The sequence below is a fragment of the Acidicapsa borealis genome (genome assembly GCF_059115245.1).
Window position 1 is genome coordinate 2588842 of sequence record NZ_JCACNY010000001.1, and the last position, 19709, is coordinate 2608550.

Consider the following 19709-nt stretch of genomic DNA (forward strand, 5'->3'; position numbering starts at 1 on the left):
AGGTGATCTAGTGATCAATCCGATATCAACCTACCCCTTTCAGTTTATCAACGGACTGTCACAATTCAGCACAAGTAACGTAGACGATAAAAGGGGCGTGATCAACTCAAAAGGCGAGGTTGTCATTGCGCCACGCTTCGGAACTATTAGCGAATTTAGCAACGGGTTGGCATGTTTTAGAGATCGGGACCTACACCAGTCCAGCGCACTCTATGGATTCATTGACGAGGGTGGAAATCAGGTCATTCCGCCATTCTTCGAAGACGCAAGGGGATTCTCAGAAGGTTTGGCAGCCGTGAAGCTAAACGGCAAATGGGGCTACATCCATCCTGACGGTTCAACAGCTATTGCGATCGACTATGTATGGAAATCAGGCATGGCTGGCCCTTTCCGCGAAGGCTTAGCCCGAGTGGCAAAGGACGATAAGTGGGGATTTATCAATAAAGAGGGTACTTTCATTGTTCCACCAAAGTTCGATCGAGCATTCGAGTTCTCGGAAGGTTTGGCATTTATCGAAGTTGATCGTCGATACGGATTCGTCGATCGCTTTGGAAATGTTGCGATTAAGCCTTCATTCGAGCGCGTAGGAAATTTCTCTTGCGGCCTGGCACAGGCTAGGCATGCCTCGGGATTACCCTACCATCCCGAGATACTGTCTTGCAGGACTGGGTTCATTAATCGCGAGGGCGATTTTGCTATCGAGCCAAAACTGTTCTCGGCCGGGAGATTTCAGGAAGGTTACTGCTTAGTCGAAACGGAGAAGAAGATCGGCTATATCAATGATGATGGAGACTTCATTTGGGAAGGCGGTTTTGTCGAACTAGGGCAAATTGACCCACACCACCTGTTACCTCGGGAAGAGAAGTTAATAGACACGATGTAAGTCGTTTTTGAAATGCGAGATCAAATTCGAGTGAAGCACGAACCCTAGCTTCATGAGCCAGCACAAAACCAGCCCAAGCCATCAGGGACCCCAGCGACAGGTCTTCGTCGCTGGGGTGAACATCGGCGGGTGCCCCACCCTAAAGTTCGCACCACCACAAATGCGGGTGGGAAGCACGACCGCTGATTTTTCTATCGTAAAATTCAGCTTGTGAAAATCTTTGCAACCTGTCTGGCTGCCGCACTGCTCGTCGTGCTTTCCGTTGTTTTCCTTCTTCGCGGCCGGCAACGCGCAAAGCAGTCAATCTCCTCCAACGACGTTTACATGGGTTTGCGCCAGTCAGCAATCACCAGTTCTCGTGAAAAGCTGGGCATTCCTCCTGCCGCAACGTCCGCAACACCCTGGGGCGTCGTCATGGATTGGGGCATTCCAACGGATCCGTGACCGTGCTCGCTCTTTCGGATGGGAACGCCAGCGTCTATCTCAGCAGTGGAGGGGGATACATAGGCGGTCAGTCCAAGGAGACAATCAACAGTGCAGCGAAACAAGCAACAGAGTTAGCCGCAGAGTGCCAGAAGCAAGCTCACCTGACAACAAACTTTCCCTTGCCCCAGACTGGCGAGGTCACATTTTACCTGCTCACCGATCAAGGTATCTTCGCTGCAATCAGTACCGAGCAGGAAGTAAAGGATAGAGGGCAGCCCTTGCGGAAGCTCGGCGACGCGATGCAGAATGTGATTACCCAATATCACCTGCTCGAACCCACCGCTGACGCCTCAACCGCAACGTCTGGATCCGGCGCAAATTTCCCTCTCAATTGAACTCGTTCTAAGCAACGTTCTTAGGGCGGAATGGAGCAGCAGGGAACTGCAGTACCACATTCCGTACGCCATATGAGGCTTCGGTTCTGTCAAGCGGCGCCTGACGCTTTTGCCGCTTAACTCGTTCCATTCAAAGAAGTTTAGCGGATGAAGCGATTTGCGTTGGATTTCACGGGAAGAGCGCACAATCGAAACAGCGCCTCGTTCAAGGTGAATGAGACCGCCCCGGGCCAGCCGACATAACGGGACTGCACAAAGGGCGCACAAAACGTCGCAAAAGCGCACGGCTGCATAGCTCCAACCTGCTTCAAGTCAGTAACTTGAAGCACAAACGGAGGAAAAAATGGGTACCCCACCCCCTAACTGTGCTTGACCAGCGAACTGTCCCGAAAAGCATTCGCCCAATGACGTCGCAAATGCTTCTTGACGATGTATCATTTTGCGCAGAAGTCGTTACCGAGATACCGGGTCATTAGAGCCCGGATCGCGTAGAAATGCCCATTTTCTCCAGAGGTGTTGGCTATTCCTATCATTCACACGCACCATACTGCTCCGACGCAGTTTGTCGTGGCCAATGGCATCCGTTTTGCGTATCGCCGATTCGGCAATCCGCGGGGCGTGCCGCTGGTCTTCCACCAGCATTTAATGGGTAATATGGATAGCTGGGACCCGGTCATCACCGACGGCCTCGCGCTGGGTCGCGAAGTGATCCTCTTCAACAATGCGGGTGTTGCCAGTTCCTCCGGGACGGTGCCGGAGACCTTCGCGGAGATGGCTCGCGATGCCAGCATCTTCATGGATGCGCTGGGGCTGTTTCGCGTCGACGTGCTCGGCTTCTCGATTGGCTCGATGGTGGCGCAGGAACTGGCCTTGCAGCGGCCGGATCTCGTGCGCCGCCTGGTGCTGGTCGGCAGCGGACCGCGCAACGGGGATGATATTCCGCTCACGCCGAAGTCCCAGGTGCTCTTCAGCACCGCCTATGCGGACCCGGATGACTTCTGGATGGACGGCCTGTTTACTTCGTCGGAGACGAGCCGCGCCGCCGGACGCGAGTTCTTCAAGCGCCGCGACGCCCGCAGCGAAAACCGCGACACGCCGGTGCTGACCACGGTTCAGGCCGCGCAATTCGCTGCGTTCCAGGAATGGGGCCAGCCTTCCGGTCTCTACTCGCAGCGCTTCCAGTATCTCAAGCACATCAAGATGCCTGTGCTGGTCGTGAATGGTGAGTCCGACATCATCGTGAACCCGGAAAATTCCTACATACTGTCCGAGAATCTGCCCAACGCGTACCTGACGATCTACCCGGACGCAGCGCATGGCTCGCTGTTCCAATATCCAAGGCTTTTTGTGGAGCACACGGCGATCTTTCTGCACGGCGACGAGGATGATTACCGGGGCCGCAGGTGACGTATCGCGCAAGCAGCGCGCGCAGGGGATTTTCTGCATCTCACTGGGCAGGAGGTAACCATGGGAACCTTAAGCGATCCGCTGGCACCGAATCCTGACACCAACGTCGATATCATTCCGCTGCCGGATCCTCCGAAGCAGGAAGACCTGACAGCTCCCGTGCCGCTGGGCGAGCCGGCCGGCGAGGGCTATGTAATCGAAGAAGAGGATCCCGAGTACGCGCCGCCCGAGAAGCCTGCTCCATAGCAGCACCGCTGAAGACACCGATCCGGGAATCAGGCTCTACGGATAAAGCCGGACGGTGGTCCAGCTGTCCCCTGAGCGGGTGAAGAGAAAACGGTCGTGGAGGCGGTTGGCACCGTCAATCCAGAACTCAATGCGCTCCACGGTTACGCGATAACCTGCCCAATACTCCGGGCGGGGAATTTCTCCGGGGTGTGCCGCTTCAAAGTCCCGCACTGCATCTTCCAACTCCTCGCGGCTGGCGAGCTCGCGGCTTTGCTGCGAAACTGCAGCTCCGATCTGGCTTCTGCGTGAGCGGCTGTGAAAGTACGCATCGACCGCCTTCGCATCGAGAAGGGAAACGGTGCCTTCGACGCGGACCTGGCGCCGCAGGGACTTCCAGTGGAAGCAGAGCGCTACACGCTTGTTCTGCTCTAGTTCGCGACCCTTGCGTCCTTCTGCATTGGTGAAAAAGCAGAAAGGATAGTTGTCAACCGGCTTCGCCAGCACCATACGCACGCTGGGTGTGCCGTCGGCTGTTGCAGTGGCCAGTGCGACTGCATTCGGATCGTTCGGTTCGCTGGCTTCAGCCAGCTTGAACCATTGATCGAAGAGTGCCAACGGGTCCGGATGCAGCGCGATGTTTCCAACTTCCAATTCTCCACTCATGACTTGATTCTATCTATTTGCAATTGCGGTCACAGCGTCTTCACGAGCGGCTGTTGATGGCATCATCGGGAAGCGAGCTCGGACATGGCGGCCTGCTCGATCCTGTCGCGTCCGCGCGCCTTGGCCCGGTACAGCGCGCGGTCAGCTGCTTCGATGAGCAGCTCGGGAGAGCCAGGCTCCGGGGAGATGTATGTTGAGATTCCAACACTGATGGTGACAAACGGCCCTATTGGGGTTTCGTTGGCGATCTCAAGGGCGCGCACGGCGGCCTGCATGTGAGTGGCGAGCAGTTCTGCTGCTTCCCCCGATGTGGCGGGAAGGATGACCGCGAACTCCTCGCCGCCATAGCGCGCTACCAGGTCGCCGCTGCGAGAGGCGACGGCTCGCAGGGCGCTTGCGATCTGAATCAGGCAGCGGTCGCCGTAGGGATGCCCGAAGCGGTCGTTGATTTGCTTGAAGTGGTCGAGGTCAATCATCAGCAGAGCGAGTGGATGGAGCGTGCGCATGGCGCGGTGCCACTCGGACTCGATCGTGCGGTCGAAGCTGCGGCGATTGGCAATTCCGGTCAGAGCGTCCTGCAGGGACATTTCTTCCAGCCGGTCGCGGGCAGATTGCAGCTCCAGCTGGACTTCGCGGTAGCGGAGCTGGAGGATGGTGGTTCGAACGCCGTACACCCCCAGTGCGACGCAGATCGCTCCCGCGCCCAGCGGGAAGTGTTCGCGCAGGACGCCCATGCCCAACGCCAGCAGTGCCAGCGTGATGAGGATCGGGCTCACATTGTCGATGAAGAGAACCAGAGGATTTCTCTGGCGAGCGACCTCGACGGCCGCCGATTCTGCCTGCAGCTCTGGTGTGTTGGGAAGTACCGGCGGTAGCCACGCGATGAGCACGGGAAGCAGCAACATTGGGATATCGGCTAGCAGGTTCGCACCGGAATGGCCGTCGGTCAGCATCTCGAGGTGGTTGTATGTTCCGACCCCGATGGCGTAGCAGAGCAGAAAAATGAAAAGCGTTCTGTAGAAGCGCCACTGCTCTCCGCCTCTGGGTGCGGCAGCAAGCCGGAAGGCGCAGCAAACCACCAGGATCAGGTTCTCGACGTTGTACGTCAGGACAAGCAGCGATGTCGGTACGGGATGCAGTGGTTGAGACGAAAACGGTAGTACGGAGAAGATCGTGACGTAGGTCAGGTAGCCGGCAAAAACGGCCTGAAAGCCATCGAGCCAGCGGAAGAGTGAGATCCGCATGCCTTCGACGGGCATGGCTAAGGAAAAGAGAATCGGGACGCCGTAGAAGAAGAAAGCGAAGTCAGAGACGCCGGCGATCGCAAAGGGAATGACGAGCATGTGCTCTTCCCAGATCGATATGGCCATGCCGCAGGCCCACACGGCCACGCTGCCGGCCAGCAGCAACCAGACCACTCGGGCGCGGTCCGTCAGGGAGCGTGCCCGCCAGCAGCACGCCGCGACTGCGATCAATGGAATGATGAGCTGGGTCGCGTAGTTGGCAAAAGAAGTTCTCAGGGACGGAATCGTGTTGAGGAGATGGTCAAGGCATGCGAGCGCCACGGCCAGAACCAGTACAGAACGAATCCGCGGAGCGCGCTTCAGCATTGACTCCAAGTATGTCTGAACTCAGATGAATTTCTGAGTGAAATCGCACACGGATGCTCTCCAAAGTCATAATCGGTGGATTGGCACGCCATCGGCATTGCCGGAAGGCCGCGCTAGCGGCGTCCGGGGATGGATGGCTTGCGCTTCGCGACTGAGGTCAGCTTGCCGGTGACCGCGTACTTGCGCCGTTCGATGGGAGTTGAAAGTACCACGCTCGTCACTGGATTGCCGTAGGGCAAGAGCGCCTCAATGAGAGCCTCCAGGCCGCTCATGGAGGTGGTCGTCACCTTGAGTAAGAAGGCGTCGCCGCCGGTGAGGTGATGGCATTCGCGGACTTCTTCGAGTGTTTGCACGAATTCCATCAGGCGGAAGTAGTGCTGCCCGTCGCAGGTGAGGCGGATGAAGGCCAGCACTTCGAGGCCGAGAGCTTCGCGGTCCATCTCGACCGTGTATCCGCGCACGATGCCGATCTCTTCCATCTGCTTCATGCGCTCGGCGGTCGCGGTGGCGGAGAGGCCGACGCGTCGCGCCAGTTCAGCGACGGAAAGGCGGGCATTATCCTGCAGCTCGGCGAGGAGGCTTCGCCCAAAGCTGTCCATCAGTGTGGTGGAATCCATGGCCATAGCAACCGATCATAGTGGATTCCGCGTTCCAGGCCAACTGCTGCCGGGCATCGTGTCTGTACCGTGGGGCGTGATCGGCCTACGATCAAGAGCATGCATTTGGAACCTCTCCATCTCGACGGCCGCCCGCTCACGCTTGCCGAAATCGAATCTGTCTCTGTTCATCACCGGCCGGTGCATGTCGCTCCGGAGGCCGCGGCCCGCATGCATCAGAGTCGCCAGGTGATTGAGCACATTCTGACCACTGGCCAGACGGTCTATGGCGTGAACACCGGCTTCGGGAAGCTGGCTGACGTCAATATTGCCCCAGAGAAGCTGGCGCAGCTGCAGACGAATCTTGTTCGCAGCCATGCGTGCGGCGTTGGTGAGCCGCTTTCTGAGGCTGAGTCGCGCGCGATGCTGCTGCTGCGGGCCAATGTGCTGGCGAAGGGGCACAGCGGCGTACGCCCGGAACTGGTGGAGTTGCTGGCGGCGATGCTCAACCGGGGCGTGCATCCAGTGATTCCGGCAAAGGGCTCGGTAGGAGCGAGCGGGGATCTTGCGCCGCTGGCGCATCTGGCGCTGGTTGTGATCGGCGAAGGGGAAGCTGTGCATCAGCATCTTCGCCAACCGGGAGCGCTGGCACTGGCTGCTGCGGGGCTTGCGCCGCTGGCGCTGGCGGCGAAGGAGGGTCTCGCGCTGCTGAATGGAACGCAGGCGATGACAGGCGTCGGTGCGCTGACGGTGACGCACGCGATGCGATTGACGGAACTGGCGGATCTTGCCGGGGCGATGTCACTCGAAGCGCTGAAGGGTACGCCGGTGGCGTTCGATCCGCGTATTCATGCTGCCCGGCCGCATTTTGGGCAGATAGCCAGCGCGGCCAATCTTACTGATCTGCTGGAAGGCAGCGAGATTCGTGAGTCGCATGTGGCGAACGATCCCCGCGTGCAGGATGCGTATTGCCTGCGCTGCATGCCGCAGGTGCATGGGGCTGTGCGTGATGTACTGCACCATGTGACGCGGATTCTGGAGACGGAATCCGGCTCGGCTACGGACAATCCGCTGGTCTTTCCCCGGGCGCTAGGGTGCGATGCCTGCGTGATTTCCGGTGGGAACTTTCACGGAGCGCCGCTGGCGTATGCGTTCGACTACGCTGCGATTGCGCTGACCGATCTGGCCAGCATCAGTGAGCGCCGCATTGACCGGCTCATCAATCCGGACATCAACGAAGGACTGCCCGCCTTTCTTTGCGCGGATGCCGGGCTCTCGTCGGGCTACATGATCGCGCATGTCACTGCGGCGGCCTTGCTGAACGAATGCAAAGTGCTTGCGCATCCGTCGAGTACGGACTCGGTGCCAACGTCAGGCGGCAAGGAAGACCATGTTTCGATGGGCATGACGGGCGCGCTGAAGTTGCGCCAGATCGCGCATAATCTCGAGCTGATTCTCGCGATTGAACTACTGTGTGCGGCGCAGGGTCTGGACTATCGCCTGCCGCTCAAGCCGAGCCATGCGGTCGCGGCAGCGCATGCGACGATACGCTCCGTGGTGCCACATCTGGACGAAGACCGCGTTCCGGCGCCGGATATTGAGGCCATTGCCAGGCTGATCCGGACTCGCATGCTTTAACTCGTCTTACGGATTCGGCTTGGACGCCGGCGCGGGCTGAGTGTTCGCGGGAGCTGGAGTGACGGCTGGCTTCTTCTTTCTCACGACCTTCTTTTTCTGTGTTGGCTCGGGAGCGGGCGGCGGAGCGGGACAGGCTGCTACGACTGGCGGCGGGGGTTTGAGTGCTGCCTGCAAGTCAACGATCTGCTTTTCCTGCGCGGAGGCCATGGCGAGTAGGTGGTCGTCCAGAGCGTGCCGTGACTTTTCGAGGGCTACCATGGCGTCCTGCAGGCGGTTTACCTGGTCGACCGGCCCGGCGATGCGCGAGCCGTCGACGACGCGGAGTAGAACGTCGTACAGGGCGTTCACGTTGCGCGACACAGCCATTGCCTTGCTCAATGAGCCAGGAGCGGCATCGGCCGTAGTGATGAGCGCGGGAAGCGGACCCTGGAGGTCCTTCTGGATCGAAACGATGTACTGACCGGCCTCTTCGCGAACCGATCCACCCTTCCATTTCTCGAGTTTGACGGATGCTACCGTTTGTCCGAGTCCGTCGAGGGAGGGTTGCAGCAGAGCTGCTGTGGTGGTCGCGGCAGGAACGGCGGCTGCGTCCTGGCCATAGGCTGCGGCGGGGACAGCGGCGAAGCAGAGAAGAGTGGCAAGCAGGATTCGCACGGACGCGACCTCCGGAATTTCTATGAAGCCGGTCGAGTGCGCTGATTGGCGCACGCCGGACCGGCAAATGCAAACCAGAATCTTATCGCACCGGGGTGGCCGGGGTTGAGCAATCTGGCATGATTCGTCTCGTAGGATTCGCCTCGCCCGATGGACCTTGCATGACCCGCAGAGCGATGAAGTGTGGAGTTGACATCTTAGTTGGGACTGAGCTTGGTATTTACTAAAGAATATCCTGGCATCGGCGCATCATGGTTACCCTGGAACAGGGAGGCGTGGGAAACTTTGTTGCGGGACACTCAGCCGAACCCACTCGGCGTTCTGCTTAAAGTCAACATAAATAAGGGTTTCGTCCGACTTGAACGCCTACGTCAATCTATGGAATCTCGGACCTTGGCTGCGTTTTTCTATTGATTTTTGAAGCAAAATCGCCTAGTATAAGAGTTTCGTAGCCTGCCCGTTGGTCTCACTGTTCAGTCCGATGCTTCCTAGATCGTCCTTCGGCCCGCAGAGGTCGAAAGTGGATCGGATCAGGGTAAATAGTCCGGCTGGTTGGCTCGCAATAACGCAATTACCTTTCCAAAAGAAGAGGGAACACATCGATGGCAAAGCGTCGTGGAAATCCGAACTGGGGCAAGCCTGAGCCGATCGGCCCGGTAGTACCCACCGTCACCTCGTTCGAGCAGATCGTCAAGGAATTCAAGCTCACCCCGGACCAGTACATCCGTTCGACCCGCCTTCGTGAATGGGCGCGCCGCAACCGCAACTCCAAGTACATTCCGGAAGCGCTGCTTGAGGCCTGGGGATTCGAAATCGAATCTACTCTGTAGGATATTTTTCGCGCCATCTTTGTCGCGATTTTCAAAACAAACGCTGCCCCCTCTTCGGGAGCAGCGTTTTGTTTTTGCGGCGGGGAGTCACTCTAGTTACCACTGCCAATTGGGACACCGCCTTTGCCGCGCAACAGCTCCTCAACATCCCCCATCTTGTCGTTTAGCAGGTTCAGCTTCTGGGAAAGCGCCTGAATCTCGGCTTCCGCCCTGCGGTTTACGTCAAAGTCGAGTTCGCTGCGAAGTCTGTCCTTCGTGTCCTGCCGGTTCTGACTCATCATGATCACTGGCGCCTGGATCGAGGCCAGCATGGAGAGAAACAGATTCAGCAGAATGAACGGGTAGGGGTCCCACGCGCGGCTTTGGAGCACGACGTTCAGGGTGGAGTACACCACCAATACGATGCCGAAGGAAATGATGAAGTTCCAGGATCCGCCAAAGCGGGCGACAGCGTCTGCGATGCGCTCGCCGAATGTCGCCTCTTCTTCGATGACTTCGTTGGCGTTGCGGCTGGCTCGCACTTGAATCAGACGCTGCGAGGCATGCAGCTGGCGCCCCATGACAGTCAGCATGTCCAGCCCGGCCATGGGTTTGCGTTCAAGCAGGGTGGAGATGTCGTGGCGGTCCAGCTCAACGCAGATGGTCTCTTTCATTGCCATGGCGCTGGCCTGGTGCGGCGCCTGGTCGAGCATGGATGCAAAGCCGAACAATTCGCCATGTCCTGGTTCGTCGATCAGCACTTCCTGCTGGTCTTCATCGATGGTGGTAACGCGGACGTGACCGGAGATCAGCATGTAGGCCCGGCCTGAGGGTTCACCGATCTTGAAGATGCGCTCGCGCGCGGCGAACTGCTTCATCTCTACCTGAGCGGCGAGCACTTCCAGTTCTTCTTCATCGAGTAGTTCAAACAGCGGAATGTGTCGCAGTTCTTCTGGAGCGCAGGGCATGTTGGGCTTCTCCCAAGGATAGGTTCACGAGGCTCTTTGATATTGCGCCGGCGGAGCACTCGTCCGAGAGACCTTATCAGACCAGCGCAGGTCGTAGCGTGCCAAAATTGATGATTTTCCGGTTAATGACAAGGGCAATGTCACCATCGGTCTGTCCGGTCCGCGCCATATCGGAGCGGACCTGCATTACTCTTGAGGTGACACTCTAACTATGCTGGCCTACACGAAATCCCGGTTTCATTCCGTTCGTATCCGGTTTGAGAATCATGTTCCTTCGAGTCCGCGCAATGCTGTGCTCTGGGAGCTGTTTCTCTTCACCTTCAAGCAGGGTTGGGCTTGCCTGTTTGGCGGGCTGCTGCTGACGCTGGTGCTCGTGACGAAATGGTTCTGGCCGCACCCGTTCTTTCTCGCTCGATATGACTTTCTCTTCCTGGCCGCGTTGACGATCCAGATCTTCATGCTGGTGCTGCGTATGGAGACGGTGCGGGAGGCTAAGATCATCCTTGTCTTCCACGTTGTCGGCACGCTGATGGAGCTGTTCAAGACCAGCGTGGGGTCGTGGGCCTATCCGGAGCTGGCGCAGGGGACGATCTTTCACCTCGGGCATGTGCCGCTTTTCAGCGGATTCATGTATGCCTCGGTGGGAAGCTTTCTGGCGCGTGTCAGCCGCATCGTCGACATGCGCTACACGCGCTTTCCCGGGCGATGGGTTATGGTGGTGCTGGCCGGTCTGATCTATGCCAACTTCTTCACGCATCACTACCTGCCCGATATTCGCATCGGGCTGTTTGCACTGGTATTGATCGCCTTCGGTCGGACGATGGTCTATTACAAGCCATATCAGAAATACAGGCGGATGCCGTTGATCGTCGGCTTTGCGCTGGTGGCGCTATTTATCTGGGCTGCGGAGAACATCGGGACGTTTGCGGCAGCGTGGGTTTATCCCAACCAGCGCGAGGGCTGGGTGATGGTGAATGCGGGTAAGTATGGCGCGTGGTTTCTGCTGATGATTATCAGCTTTATCCTGGTGACGCTGGTGCACAGGCCGCAGCCGCCTCCTGAAGCAGAGGTTGCGACGGAAGGTGTTCTGGTGCCTGCGCGAGAACTCGCCGTGCGCGACTGACTGTGATCCGCGATTTGCTTAAACTGGAAGCAGGAGGGACGCTATGAGCGATGGCCGGGAAGAGCGCGAAGAGCGCGAGAAGCGTTTGGAAGAATTGAAGAAGCAGGACCTGGAAGACACCATCGAGCGGACGTATGCGGATGAGTGGGAGCCGGAGCGCGTGGATTCTTAGGTAAACCATTTCGGCTAATTATGTCTAGCCTTGAGCTTCACGGATGGCTTCTACATCTGCCAGATCGCGCATTCTTCCGGACTTAATTTTGTTCTGAATTAAGTGCCGGGCGGAAATGACGTGTGCCGGTATACCAGCAACTGTTGTCTCGGTTCGATCATCCCAGGCTTCATCGAATTCAACGCCGTCGATGTGCTGGAGAATGTCTACGCGGGCAGGCGGCTGGCCGATCTGAAATACGGAGCGCGGATCATCGCGAAAATCAGCCGGACTCAGACCGGCGACCGGTGCTCCATACACGGCAAGAGCTCGAAAAACTGCTTCGCTATTCGCGATTTCCGACCGAATGAACAGGTCAAGATCTTTGGTGGCACGAGGCTCTGCGTAAGCACCTACGGCATACCCTCCGATGATTAGATACTCAACCCCGTGTTCGTTGAACGCGAGTAAGAGTTGCCGGAGATCTTCGGGTAGGGTCATACTGAATTCCCTTGAAGGCATAAGCTGCAGCTGTCGCCTCCCACACTGCTGAGAGGCGCTCCCCCGGCGTACGTTTCGCCCAATAGCGGTTTACTTCTGCCTTTTGCTCAGCATGGTTTGCGAAGCGCTGGATTGTCTTCGATGAGCTCACGCTACGATTCTACGCGGAGTATTCGTGTCTGACTAGAAAGATTCAAACTGATAGGGAGCATCATCATCACCGTTCCCGCAGTCGGAATGATGATGCTCCACGAGCGTTACTTATCGGCCAGCGCTTCGACGCCGGGGAGCTTTTTGCCTTCGAGGAATTCGAGGCTGGCGCCGCCGCCGGTGCTGATGTGGGTGATCTGGTCCGCGACTCCTGCCTGGTTGATGGCGCTTACGGAGTCGCCGCCGCCGATGATGCTGATGGCTGCTTTGTTCGCTGCGACTGCATGGGCGATGGCGTTGGTGCCCACGGCGAAGGCAGGGAACTCGAAGACGCCGGCGGGGCCGTTCCAGAGGATGGTGCGGGCGTCGGTGACAACGTCCTTGATGAGCGCGATGGTCTTCGGGCCGATGTCGAGGCCTTGCCAGTCAGCGGGGAAGTTCTTGGTGCTGTCCCACTCCTGCGTCCTGGCCGTCGGTGAGAAGTCGTCGGCGAGGATGTTATCGACGGGGAGCAGCAGCTTGACGCCGTTCTTCTTTGCCTTTGCAAGAGCTTCCCTGGCGATGTCGATCTTGTCTTCTTCGACAAGCGACTTACCCGTTGTTACACCGAGCGCACGCTGGAAGGTGTAGGCCATGCCGCCGACGATGATGAGTGTATCGACCTTGTCGAGCAGATTGTCGATCACGTCGATCTTGCCCGAAATCTTGCTGCCGCCGATGACGGCGACGAAAGGTTTCTCCGGAGCTTCTAGAGCCTTGCCAAGGTAGGTCAGCTCCTTCTCCATCAGCAGGCCAGCAGCGGCCTTCTTGACGAAGTGGGTGATGCCCTCGGTGGATGCGTGAGCGCGATGAGCGGAGCCGAATGCGTCGTTGACGTAGACATCGGCAAGGCCGGCGAGTTCTTTCGAAAATTCCGCGTCGTTGGCTTCTTCCTGCGGGTGGAAGCGAAGATTTTCGAGCAGCAGCACTTGGCCGGATTCGAGGTTGTTAGCTAGCTCGCTGGCGATTTCACCAACGCAGTCGGGCGAGAAGCCTACGTTGACATCGAGCGAGACTTCCTCATCGAGCAGCTCGCGCAGGCGGTCAACGACCGGGCGCAGCGAGTACTTCGGGTTGTGCTTGCCCTTGGGGCGGCCGAGGTGGCTGGCGAGGATGACCTTGGCGTTCTTGCGCAGCGCGTATTCGATGGTGGGCAGGGTGGCGCGGATGCGGGTGTCATCGGTGATGGCGGAGCCGTCTTCGGTGAGCGGCACGTTGAAGTCAACGCGGATGAAGACGCGCTTGTTGGTGATATCGAGATCGCGAATGGAGAGCTTGGACATATGGATTAGTTGCTTTCCGGGGTGGAAACGACTGCATCGAATTCGATTTCCACGCGCCATTTGGGGTTGAGAAGTGCAGCCACAACGACCATTGTCGCGGCGGGACGGATGTCTCGGAAGACTTCGCCGTGGACCTGGCCAACAGTCTCCCAGTCTTCGGCGCGGGTGAGGAACATGCGGGTGCGGACGACGTCGCTGAAGGAGGCTCCGGCGCGGCCGAGAATGTCTTTGGCGATGGAGAGAATCTGGCGCGTTTGGCCTGCTGCGTCGGCGTCGTCCGCGCCTACTGGCCCCGTGCCGGCCACGTAGATTGTGTTACCAACGCGCACGGCGCGGGAGAAGCCGATGATGGGCTCGTAGGGAGATGTGCCGGGGTGGTTGGTTCTTGTCATTGACGTGTTCGATTCCGGGCGAGCATCGCAGGCCAAGCAGATCCTTCGCTTCGCTCAGGATGACAATTCTAGTTTATGGAACGAAAGGCAGCGAGTCGTGAAACTCGCTGCCTCTTGAACACAACATACGGGTTGACTAGAGACCCTTCTTCACCAGGAAGCCGATCAGGTCGACGACGCGGTTGGAGTAGCCCCACTCGTTGTCGTACCAGCTCAGCACTTTCACGCTGTTGCCGACGACCTTGGTCAGCGGCGCGTCTACGATCGACGAGAGCGGATTGCCCTTGAAGTCGGAGCTTACCAGCTCGTGGTCTTCGTAGCCGAGGATGCCCTTGAGCTCGCCTTCGCTGGCGGCCTTGAGAGCGGCGTTCACGGCTGCTGCATCGGTCGGCTTCTCGGAGATGAAGGTGAGATCGACGATCGAGACGTTGGGGGTTGGGACGCGGATGGCGAAGCCGTCCAGCTTGCCAGCGGTCTCAGGGATGACCAGCTTTAGTGCCTTGGCGGCACCGGTCGAGCTGGGGATCATGTTGATGGCCGCAGCGCGGGCGCGGCGCAGATCCTTGTGTGGGAAGTCGAGGATGACCTGGTCATTGGTGTAGCTATGAATGGTGGTCATGATGCCGCTGACGATGCCGAAGTTTTCGATGAGCACCTTGACGACGGGTGCGAGGCAGTTTGTGGTGCAGCTGGCGTTCGAGATGACGTTGTGCTTGGAGGCGTCATACTTCGAGTCGTTCACACCGAGGACGATGGTGAGGTCCTCGTTGGTGGCCGGGGCGGAGATGATGACCTTCTTGACGGTGGTTCCCAGGTGAGCCTTGGCCTTGGTCGCGTCGGTGAAGTGGCCGGTCGACTCAACGATGATTTCCGCGCCGGTCGAAGCCCAGTCCAGCTTGGCAGGGTCGCGCTCGGCAAATACCTTGAAAGTCTTACCGTCAACCGTGATGGAATCCTCGCCAGCAACGATCTCGTTCTTCAGGTTGCCCAGGATCGAATCGTGCTTGAGCAAGTGAGCCAGGATCGCGGGGCTGGTCAGATCATTGACCGCCACAAATTCGATATCGGGGTTGCCGAGCGCTGCGCGGAAAACGTTACGGCCAATGCGGCCGAAGCCGTTTATGCCAACCTTAACTGCCATGTGTGAACTCTCCTTGATTAAGTGCCGGTGATGATGTTGAAAAAAGCCACTGTTGTGAAGTCGATGACGTCTTGACGCAAGCCGTTATTTCGCGAACATTGGTTACCTATTGGATTGCGCGCAGAGACTCCCACCAAACTCATCAGATTACCACTCTTGTCAACGCGATCAAAATGAATTCGCTGAATAATCGATTTTCCTGGCGATTCGTTGTACAGAAATCATGACGCGGCGGCGGGGATGCGCGAGGGCAGGGGAGTAACGAAATATGCACGGATTTTTGTGCATCCAGGTGAGTATGATGTGGTGGAGTGGGATAATTCGAAATAGAGGCGAAGACTGCCAACAGCATGAGAAGACGTTCGAAGCGAGAGCCCAACAATACGGAATCGACCGGCAAGATCGGTCACGAACTGCCGACCAATCAACCCCGCCCGCTGGTGCCCAACTACCCTGACGAACTGCCGCGCAGCGCGCCTGCTGCGCCTGTGCAGCGTGCTGCAGTGCCTGCCGCACCGTTGCCCCCTCCACCGCCATCCTCCAAGCCTGATTTTGGGCGGGGTGGCCGGCAGCATCGTCATCCTGCGCCTGCGCCGCGCTATGCGGATGAGGATCGCGGCACGGGTCGCCTGGAAGAAGAGACGCAGCCGGATATGCCTTCGCTGCCTCCGGAAGAAAATGCAGCCGCGGGGCGCACTGCGACGGATCCCAAGGGGTTCGTGGTGCTCACCATCGGGCTGCCCGGTTCGGGCAAGACGACCTGGTTCAAGCGCCGCGGGGTTACGCCGTTGTCGAGCGACATGCTGCGCACCATTCTCTTCGACGACATTACAGAGCAGCGCTACCAGGGACTTGTGTTTTCGACGCTGCGATCTCTGCTGCGCGCCCGGCTGATTGCGCGCATGCCGTGGAACTACGTGGACGCGACGAATCTCTCGCCGCATGAGCGCCGCCAGTGGATCAAGATGGCTGCGAGTTTTGGTTACGAGGTGCAGGCGGTCTTCTTCGACGTGCCGTTGGAAGTTTGCCTTGACCGTAACAGCAAGCGCGACCGGCCGGTCAGCGACGATGTCATGCAGAAGATGGCCGAGCGGCTGAAGGCTCCGGCGTTTGATGAAGGCTTCAGCAAGATTACCGTGGTGCGGGTGAAGGCGACTGCTTAGTCCCGATTTCAGAGAGAAGAGCGTATGCCCGAACCGTGGATGAGCGGAACCTATCCTGAAGTGCCAGCGGTGGGCCGGGCTGTTTTGCACGCACTTGATCTGGCCACGGAGGATCTCGCGAAGTGGACTGCTAGCCTTACCGATGCCGAAGCGCACGCGCATCCACTTGGGCTGCCGTCGGTAGCTTTTCAACTGCGTCACATTGCACGCAGCGTGGACCGTATCCTCTGTTATGCGGAGGGCAATCAGCTCTCTGAGGCGCAGCTCGAAGTGCTGAAGGCGGAACAGACCGGAAACGAGTCGCTGGCGGAGTTGCTGGCTGAGGTTGCCGCGTCGTTTGCAAATGCTGCTCAGCGCATCCGTGTACTCGCAACCGGAGACTTTGACACGCCGCGCGGAGTAGGACGCAAGCAGTTGCCTACGACTCTTGGAGGCGCGCTGATCCACGTGGCCGATCACACCCAGCGTCATGTAGGGCAGGTTGTCACGACGGCCAAGGTGCTGCTGGCGCTGCGTGGATAATTCCCGCAGATTTATTACAGTCCAGTGAAGATAGAGCAAGGCAAGGTTTGCTAGGGTATACGCATGTCGATGCGGACTCCTCAAACGTTTCTATCGCTTGGCGGCTGCCTGATGCTGACCTCTGCACTCTTTGCGCAGTCGAGCCAAACGATCGACCTTCCCACGAGCAAGCAATTGATCGGCCCGGTGCCGGGCAGTCCGCAGCAGCTGAACAACCTTCCGATGACCATGGCTGTTTCGCCGGACGGACGCTATGTCGTTACTGTGAATGCAGGCTTTGGCAGCTTTGAGTCAGAGTATGAGCAGTCCTTGGCGGTGCTGGACACGCGCACCGGGACAGTTGCCGACTTTCCTGATGATCGGACTCTGGTGGGCGCCAAGCAGACGCTGTATTCGGGACTCGTCTTTAGCCGTGATGGCAGGCACCTATACGCGAGCATGGGTTCGATTACGGCTCCCGTAGGCGACGGTAAGAAGAACACAGGCAACGGCGTGGCGGTCTACAGCTTTACAGACGGTAAGATCGCGCCTGAGCGGATGATTCCGTTGCCGCTACAGCAGCTTGCGCCGGGTCGGAAGACAAAGCTGATTGGCGGTGACGATGGAGACAAGGGCATACCATTTCCGGCGGCACTGGCTTTGGTTGGTTCGGGTGCTTCCGCACGTTTGCTGGTCGCCGATAACCTTTCGGATGATGTGTTGCTGCTTGATCCTGCTACGGGCACGATTGAGAAGCGGTTTGATTTGGCGGAGAGCAACGCTGTCCCGTCGGTTTACCCGATAGCGCTGGCGCTTGCGAAGGATGGCCACCATGCGTATGTTGCGCTGTGGAACGCTTCCGAGATTGCGGAACTGGATTTGGATTCGGGCAAGGTTGGTCGCAAGCTTTCGCTGTTGAAGCCAGCTACGCCTACAGCTCCGGGGACGCATCCTTGTGCCTTCGAGCTCTCTCCCGACGGGAAAACACTTTATGTCGCGCTTGCCAATCGCGATGCGGTTGCTGCCGTAAATGTAGGATCTGGTCAGTTTTCGGTGAAGGGCTACTTTGATGTGCGTCTGCCGCGGCAAAGCTATTTTGGCGCTGAGCCTGAAGCACTGGCGCTCAACGCGGACGGTTCGCGCCTGTATGTCGCCAACGCCATTACGGATGCCATCGCCATCCTTGATACGCGCAAGCTCACGGCGCAAGCCGCACGCAAAGGGATGGTCGAGCCCATCGGCTTTGTGCCCACGGAGTGGATGCCGATGTCGTTGGCCTTTCTTCCGTCTTCGGCAGGTGGCAAGTTGTACGTGGCCACGGCAAAGGGCAAGGGTGCGGGACCGAATGGGCGCCCGATGCGCGAGACTGCGGCGACCAAGGGAAGTCGTGCGCTGCGTCCGTACACATACATTGGCACGCTGATGCATGGTTCGCTGGCGACACTTGATACGGCATCCGTGGAGAAGGATCTGGCGCACTGGACCGACGTGGTGCTTGAGTCCAACCGCATGAAGGCTGCCGAAGAGAAGATTCAATTCGCTGATGGTTCTGCTAATCGGATCAAGCACGTGATCTACATCATCAAGGAGAACCGTACGTACGATCAGATTCTCGGCGACCTGCAGAAGGATGGAAAGCCTGTCGGCAATGGCGATCCTAGCCTGACCATCTATGGTCAGGCAATCACTCCCAACGAGCATAAGCTGGCCCTCCAGTTCGGCGTACTGGATAACTTTTTTGACTCGGGTGAAGTTTCGGGCGATGGCCACGTGTGGTCCACTGCGGGCATTGGGACGGACTATTTAGAGAAGACCTGGCAGCAGTCGTATCGCGGCGGTGAGCGTACGTATGACTATGAAGGAGTTGTGGCGGAAGGGTATCCGCTCCTGCAGAAGATTCCTGATGTGAATGAGCCGCAAAGCGGCTATTTATGGGGAAATCTCGCAGCTCATGGCAAGAGCTATTACCACTTTGGAGAATTCATCGCGACTACGTTCTGCGGAGAGAAGGCGACGGCCAATCCGCAACAGGGGCCGGTGCTGGCAGGTCGCGACTGTTCGACGGCGTCCATCGCTCCTGGTGAAGCTATGCCGGCTGAATGGGGCGGAGGCGTGAATAAGTGGCCATGGCCGATTCCGCGCATGGCAAGTAACATCGCCACTAAGCCGGAGTTAGTCGGTCACTTTGCCGAAGAGGCACCCGACTTCGAGCTGATGGTGCCGGACCAGGTGCGTGTGAACATCTTTGAGAGGCATCTCAAACGCTGGGTTGCCGACCGCCAGCAAGGCCGCGACACGATGCCCAGTTTTGTGCTTCTGCGCCTGGGTAATGACCACACAGCCGGTACGCGTCCGGGAGGGCCAACGCCTGCCGCATCGGTGGCGGATAATGATCTTGCGGTGGGCCGGGCGGTCGAGGATATTTCGCATTCGCCCTACTGGGACGACACTGCTTTTTTCATTCTCGAAGACGATGCACAGGATGGTGGCGATCATGTGGAGGCGCATCGCAGTACAGCCCTGGTGATCAGCAAGTATGCTCCACATGCTGCCAATGGCGCGGCTTTTGTCGATAGCCGTTTTTACACCACCGTCAGTGTTCTGCGGACGATGGAGACGCTGCTTGGCCTGCCGCCGATGAACAACAACGACGCGCTCAGTTCGATGATAAGTACTTTGTTCACAGGCCCCGGAGACCAGCCGCCCTACACCGCAGACAGATCCAACATCGACAACAGCCTTATCTACACGGCGAATGCGAAGACTGCCGCCGGCGCGAAGGAAAGCATGAAGATGGACTTTCGCCACGCGGACCGCGCTGACGCGCAAAAGCTCAACGTGATTTTGTGGAAGGACGCGAGGGGCGATGCGCCTGTGCCGCCATCGCTCACCGAACGGCATAAACGAATCGATAAGGACGATGACTGAGACTCCCATAGCAACAAATATCGAATTGATTTGTTTGGAACGGAGTCTTCCAGCCGTTTC

At 58.3% G+C, this 19709-nt stretch carries 21 protein-coding genes; 12 read left to right on the forward strand and 9 right to left on the reverse strand.

The genetic code is table 11. The features are described from left to right. Window positions 1-10 precede the first annotated feature (10 nt). From AC5S27_RS10720 to AC5S27_RS10740, 5 genes are all read left to right on the forward strand, one after another. On the forward strand, window positions 11-883 hold the full coding sequence (locus tag AC5S27_RS10720) for a WG repeat-containing protein (RefSeq protein WP_493937300.1): 873 nt from the start codon (window positions 11-13) through the stop codon (window positions 881-883). A 210-nt stretch (window positions 884-1093) separates the two neighbouring features. After that, window positions 1094-1327, forward strand: a complete 234-nt coding sequence (locus AC5S27_RS10725; protein ID WP_493934561.1) for a hypothetical protein — start codon at window positions 1094-1096, stop codon at window positions 1325-1327. Further along, complete coding sequence (locus AC5S27_RS10730; protein ID WP_493934562.1) at window positions 1324-1704, forward strand: hypothetical protein; 381 nt, start codon at window positions 1324-1326, stop codon at window positions 1702-1704. The genes AC5S27_RS10725 and AC5S27_RS10730 overlap by 4 nt, the downstream gene beginning before the upstream one ends. Before the next feature lie 567 nt (window positions 1705-2271). After that, on the forward strand, window positions 2272-3111 hold the full coding sequence (locus AC5S27_RS10735) for an alpha/beta fold hydrolase (protein WP_493934563.1): 840 nt from the start codon (window positions 2272-2274) through the stop codon (window positions 3109-3111). A 60-nt stretch (window positions 3112-3171) separates the two neighbouring features. Next, complete coding sequence (locus AC5S27_RS10740) at window positions 3172-3357, forward strand: hypothetical protein (RefSeq protein ID WP_493934564.1); 186 nt, start codon at window positions 3172-3174, stop codon at window positions 3355-3357. A gap of 36 nt (window positions 3358-3393) precedes the next feature. On the opposite strand, the gene pdxH is transcribed toward AC5S27_RS10740, so the two are convergent. The 3 genes from pdxH to AC5S27_RS10755 all read right to left on the reverse strand — a co-directional run bounded on the left by pdxH (window position 3394) and on the right by AC5S27_RS10755 (window position 6235). After that, entirely contained in the window at window positions 3394-4002 is a 609-nt protein-coding gene (gene pdxH, locus AC5S27_RS10745) for a pyridoxamine 5'-phosphate oxidase (RefSeq protein ID WP_493934565.1), read from the reverse strand. A gap of 62 nt (window positions 4003-4064) precedes the next feature. Then, on the reverse strand, window positions 4065-5612 hold the full coding sequence (locus tag AC5S27_RS10750) for a GGDEF domain-containing protein (RefSeq protein WP_493934566.1): 1548 nt from the start codon (window positions 5610-5612) through the stop codon (window positions 4065-4067). A gap of 113 nt (window positions 5613-5725) precedes the next feature. Then, window positions 5726-6235 (reverse strand): Lrp/AsnC family transcriptional regulator, encoded by a 510-nt coding sequence (locus tag AC5S27_RS10755; protein WP_493934567.1) that lies wholly within the window; start codon window positions 6233-6235, stop codon window positions 5726-5728. Window positions 6236-6328: 93 nt separating this feature from the next. Between AC5S27_RS10755 and hutH the strand changes: the two genes are divergently transcribed. Further along, window positions 6329-7846, forward strand: coding sequence for a histidine ammonia-lyase (gene hutH, locus AC5S27_RS10760; RefSeq protein ID WP_493934568.1), 1518 nt, complete (start codon window positions 6329-6331; stop codon window positions 7844-7846). A 6-nt stretch (window positions 7847-7852) separates the two neighbouring features. Here hutH and AC5S27_RS10765 read toward each other — a convergent pair whose 3' ends face one another. Continuing rightward, window positions 7853-8500 (reverse strand): hypothetical protein, encoded by a 648-nt coding sequence (locus AC5S27_RS10765; RefSeq protein ID WP_493934569.1) that lies wholly within the window; start codon window positions 8498-8500, stop codon window positions 7853-7855. Between the two features lie 602 nt (window positions 8501-9102). On the opposite strand from AC5S27_RS10765, the gene AC5S27_RS10770 reads away from it, so the two are divergent. Then, window positions 9103-9330 (forward strand): hypothetical protein, encoded by a 228-nt coding sequence (locus tag AC5S27_RS10770; protein WP_263332867.1) that lies wholly within the window; start codon window positions 9103-9105, stop codon window positions 9328-9330. Window positions 9331-9422: 92 nt separating this feature from the next. Here AC5S27_RS10770 and AC5S27_RS10775 read toward each other — a convergent pair whose 3' ends face one another. After that, window positions 9423-10277: a DUF1003 domain-containing protein gene (locus tag AC5S27_RS10775; protein WP_493934570.1), complete on the reverse strand. Its 855-nt coding sequence runs from the start codon at window positions 10275-10277 to the stop codon at window positions 9423-9425. A 211-nt stretch (window positions 10278-10488) separates the two neighbouring features. On the opposite strand from AC5S27_RS10775, the gene AC5S27_RS10780 reads away from it, so the two are divergent. Both AC5S27_RS10780 and AC5S27_RS10785 read left to right on the forward strand, forming a co-directional pair. After that, complete coding sequence (locus AC5S27_RS10780; protein ID WP_493934571.1) at window positions 10489-11400, forward strand: DUF817 domain-containing protein; 912 nt, start codon at window positions 10489-10491, stop codon at window positions 11398-11400. 43 nt (window positions 11401-11443) lie between these two features. Continuing rightward, window positions 11444-11572 carry a hypothetical protein gene (locus AC5S27_RS10785; RefSeq protein ID WP_493934572.1) on the forward strand — a complete coding sequence of 43 codons (129 nt, stop codon included), beginning with the start codon at window positions 11444-11446 and terminating at the stop codon, window positions 11570-11572. Window positions 11573-11596: 24 nt separating this feature from the next. Here the strand turns inward: AC5S27_RS10785 and AC5S27_RS10790 are convergent, their stop codons facing one another. The 4 genes from AC5S27_RS10790 to gap all read right to left on the reverse strand — a co-directional run bounded on the left by AC5S27_RS10790 (window position 11597) and on the right by gap (window position 15057). Then, complete coding sequence (locus AC5S27_RS10790) at window positions 11597-12052, reverse strand: nucleotidyltransferase (protein WP_493934573.1); 456 nt, start codon at window positions 12050-12052, stop codon at window positions 11597-11599. A 257-nt stretch (window positions 12053-12309) separates the two neighbouring features. Then, window positions 12310-13524 (reverse strand): phosphoglycerate kinase, encoded by a 1215-nt coding sequence (locus AC5S27_RS10795; protein WP_493934574.1) that lies wholly within the window; start codon window positions 13522-13524, stop codon window positions 12310-12312. Window positions 13525-13529: 5 nt separating this feature from the next. Further along, entirely contained in the window at window positions 13530-13916 is a 387-nt protein-coding gene (locus AC5S27_RS10800; protein ID WP_493934575.1) for a RidA family protein, read from the reverse strand. Between the two features lie 136 nt (window positions 13917-14052). Then, window positions 14053-15057 (reverse strand): type I glyceraldehyde-3-phosphate dehydrogenase, encoded by a 1005-nt coding sequence (gene gap / locus AC5S27_RS10805; protein WP_493934576.1) that lies wholly within the window; start codon window positions 15055-15057, stop codon window positions 14053-14055. A gap of 350 nt (window positions 15058-15407) precedes the next feature. Between gap and AC5S27_RS10810 the strand changes: the two genes are divergently transcribed. The 3 genes from AC5S27_RS10810 to AC5S27_RS10820 all read left to right on the forward strand — a co-directional run bounded on the left by AC5S27_RS10810 (window position 15408) and on the right by AC5S27_RS10820 (window position 19649). Further along, on the forward strand, window positions 15408-16220 hold the full coding sequence (locus AC5S27_RS10810) for an AAA family ATPase (RefSeq protein ID WP_493934577.1): 813 nt from the start codon (window positions 15408-15410) through the stop codon (window positions 16218-16220). A gap of 24 nt (window positions 16221-16244) precedes the next feature. Next, on the forward strand, window positions 16245-16742 hold the full coding sequence (locus AC5S27_RS10815) for a DinB family protein (RefSeq protein WP_493934578.1): 498 nt from the start codon (window positions 16245-16247) through the stop codon (window positions 16740-16742). 111 nt (window positions 16743-16853) lie between these two features. Beyond that, window positions 16854-19649, forward strand: coding sequence for a beta-propeller fold lactonase family protein (locus AC5S27_RS10820; protein ID WP_493934579.1), 2796 nt, complete (start codon window positions 16854-16856; stop codon window positions 19647-19649). Window positions 19650-19709 lie beyond the last annotated feature (60 nt).

What these genes read in the sequence shown, in the direction of transcription:
- AC5S27_RS10800 (WP_493934575.1), bottom strand. Translation starts at nt 13,916, where the DNA reads ATGACAAGAACCAACCACCCCGGCACATCTCCCTACGAGCCCATCATC.
- AC5S27_RS10790 (WP_493934573.1), bottom strand. Translation starts at nt 12,052, where the DNA reads ATGACCCTACCCGAAGATCTCCGGCAACTCTTACTCGCGTTCAACGAA.
- AC5S27_RS10755 (WP_493934567.1), bottom strand. Translation starts at nt 6,235, where the DNA reads ATGGCCATGGATTCCACCACACTGATGGACAGCTTTGGGCGAAGCCTC.
- AC5S27_RS10770 (WP_263332867.1), top strand. Translation starts at nt 9,103, where the DNA reads ATGGCAAAGCGTCGTGGAAATCCGAACTGGGGCAAGCCTGAGCCGATC.
- AC5S27_RS10795 (WP_493934574.1), bottom strand. Translation starts at nt 13,524, where the DNA reads ATGTCCAAGCTCTCCATTCGCGATCTCGATATCACCAACAAGCGCGTC.
- AC5S27_RS10740 (WP_493934564.1), top strand. Translation starts at nt 3,172, where the DNA reads ATGGGAACCTTAAGCGATCCGCTGGCACCGAATCCTGACACCAACGTC.
- AC5S27_RS10810 (WP_493934577.1), top strand. Translation starts at nt 15,408, where the DNA reads ATGAGAAGACGTTCGAAGCGAGAGCCCAACAATACGGAATCGACCGGC.
- hutH (WP_493934568.1), top strand. Translation starts at nt 6,329, where the DNA reads ATGCATTTGGAACCTCTCCATCTCGACGGCCGCCCGCTCACGCTTGCC.
- gap (WP_493934576.1), bottom strand. Translation starts at nt 15,057, where the DNA reads ATGGCAGTTAAGGTTGGCATAAACGGCTTCGGCCGCATTGGCCGTAAC.
- AC5S27_RS10780 (WP_493934571.1), top strand. Translation starts at nt 10,489, where the DNA reads ATGCTGGCCTACACGAAATCCCGGTTTCATTCCGTTCGTATCCGGTTT.
- pdxH (WP_493934565.1), bottom strand. Translation starts at nt 4,002, where the DNA reads ATGAGTGGAGAATTGGAAGTTGGAAACATCGCGCTGCATCCGGACCCG.
- AC5S27_RS10750 (WP_493934566.1), bottom strand. Translation starts at nt 5,612, where the DNA reads ATGCTGAAGCGCGCTCCGCGGATTCGTTCTGTACTGGTTCTGGCCGTG.
- AC5S27_RS10775 (WP_493934570.1), bottom strand. Translation starts at nt 10,277, where the DNA reads ATGCCCTGCGCTCCAGAAGAACTGCGACACATTCCGCTGTTTGAACTA.
- AC5S27_RS10815 (WP_493934578.1), top strand. Translation starts at nt 16,245, where the DNA reads ATGCCCGAACCGTGGATGAGCGGAACCTATCCTGAAGTGCCAGCGGTG.
- AC5S27_RS10820 (WP_493934579.1), top strand. Translation starts at nt 16,854, where the DNA reads ATGCTGACCTCTGCACTCTTTGCGCAGTCGAGCCAAACGATCGACCTT.
- AC5S27_RS10785 (WP_493934572.1), top strand. Translation starts at nt 11,444, where the DNA reads ATGAGCGATGGCCGGGAAGAGCGCGAAGAGCGCGAGAAGCGTTTGGAA.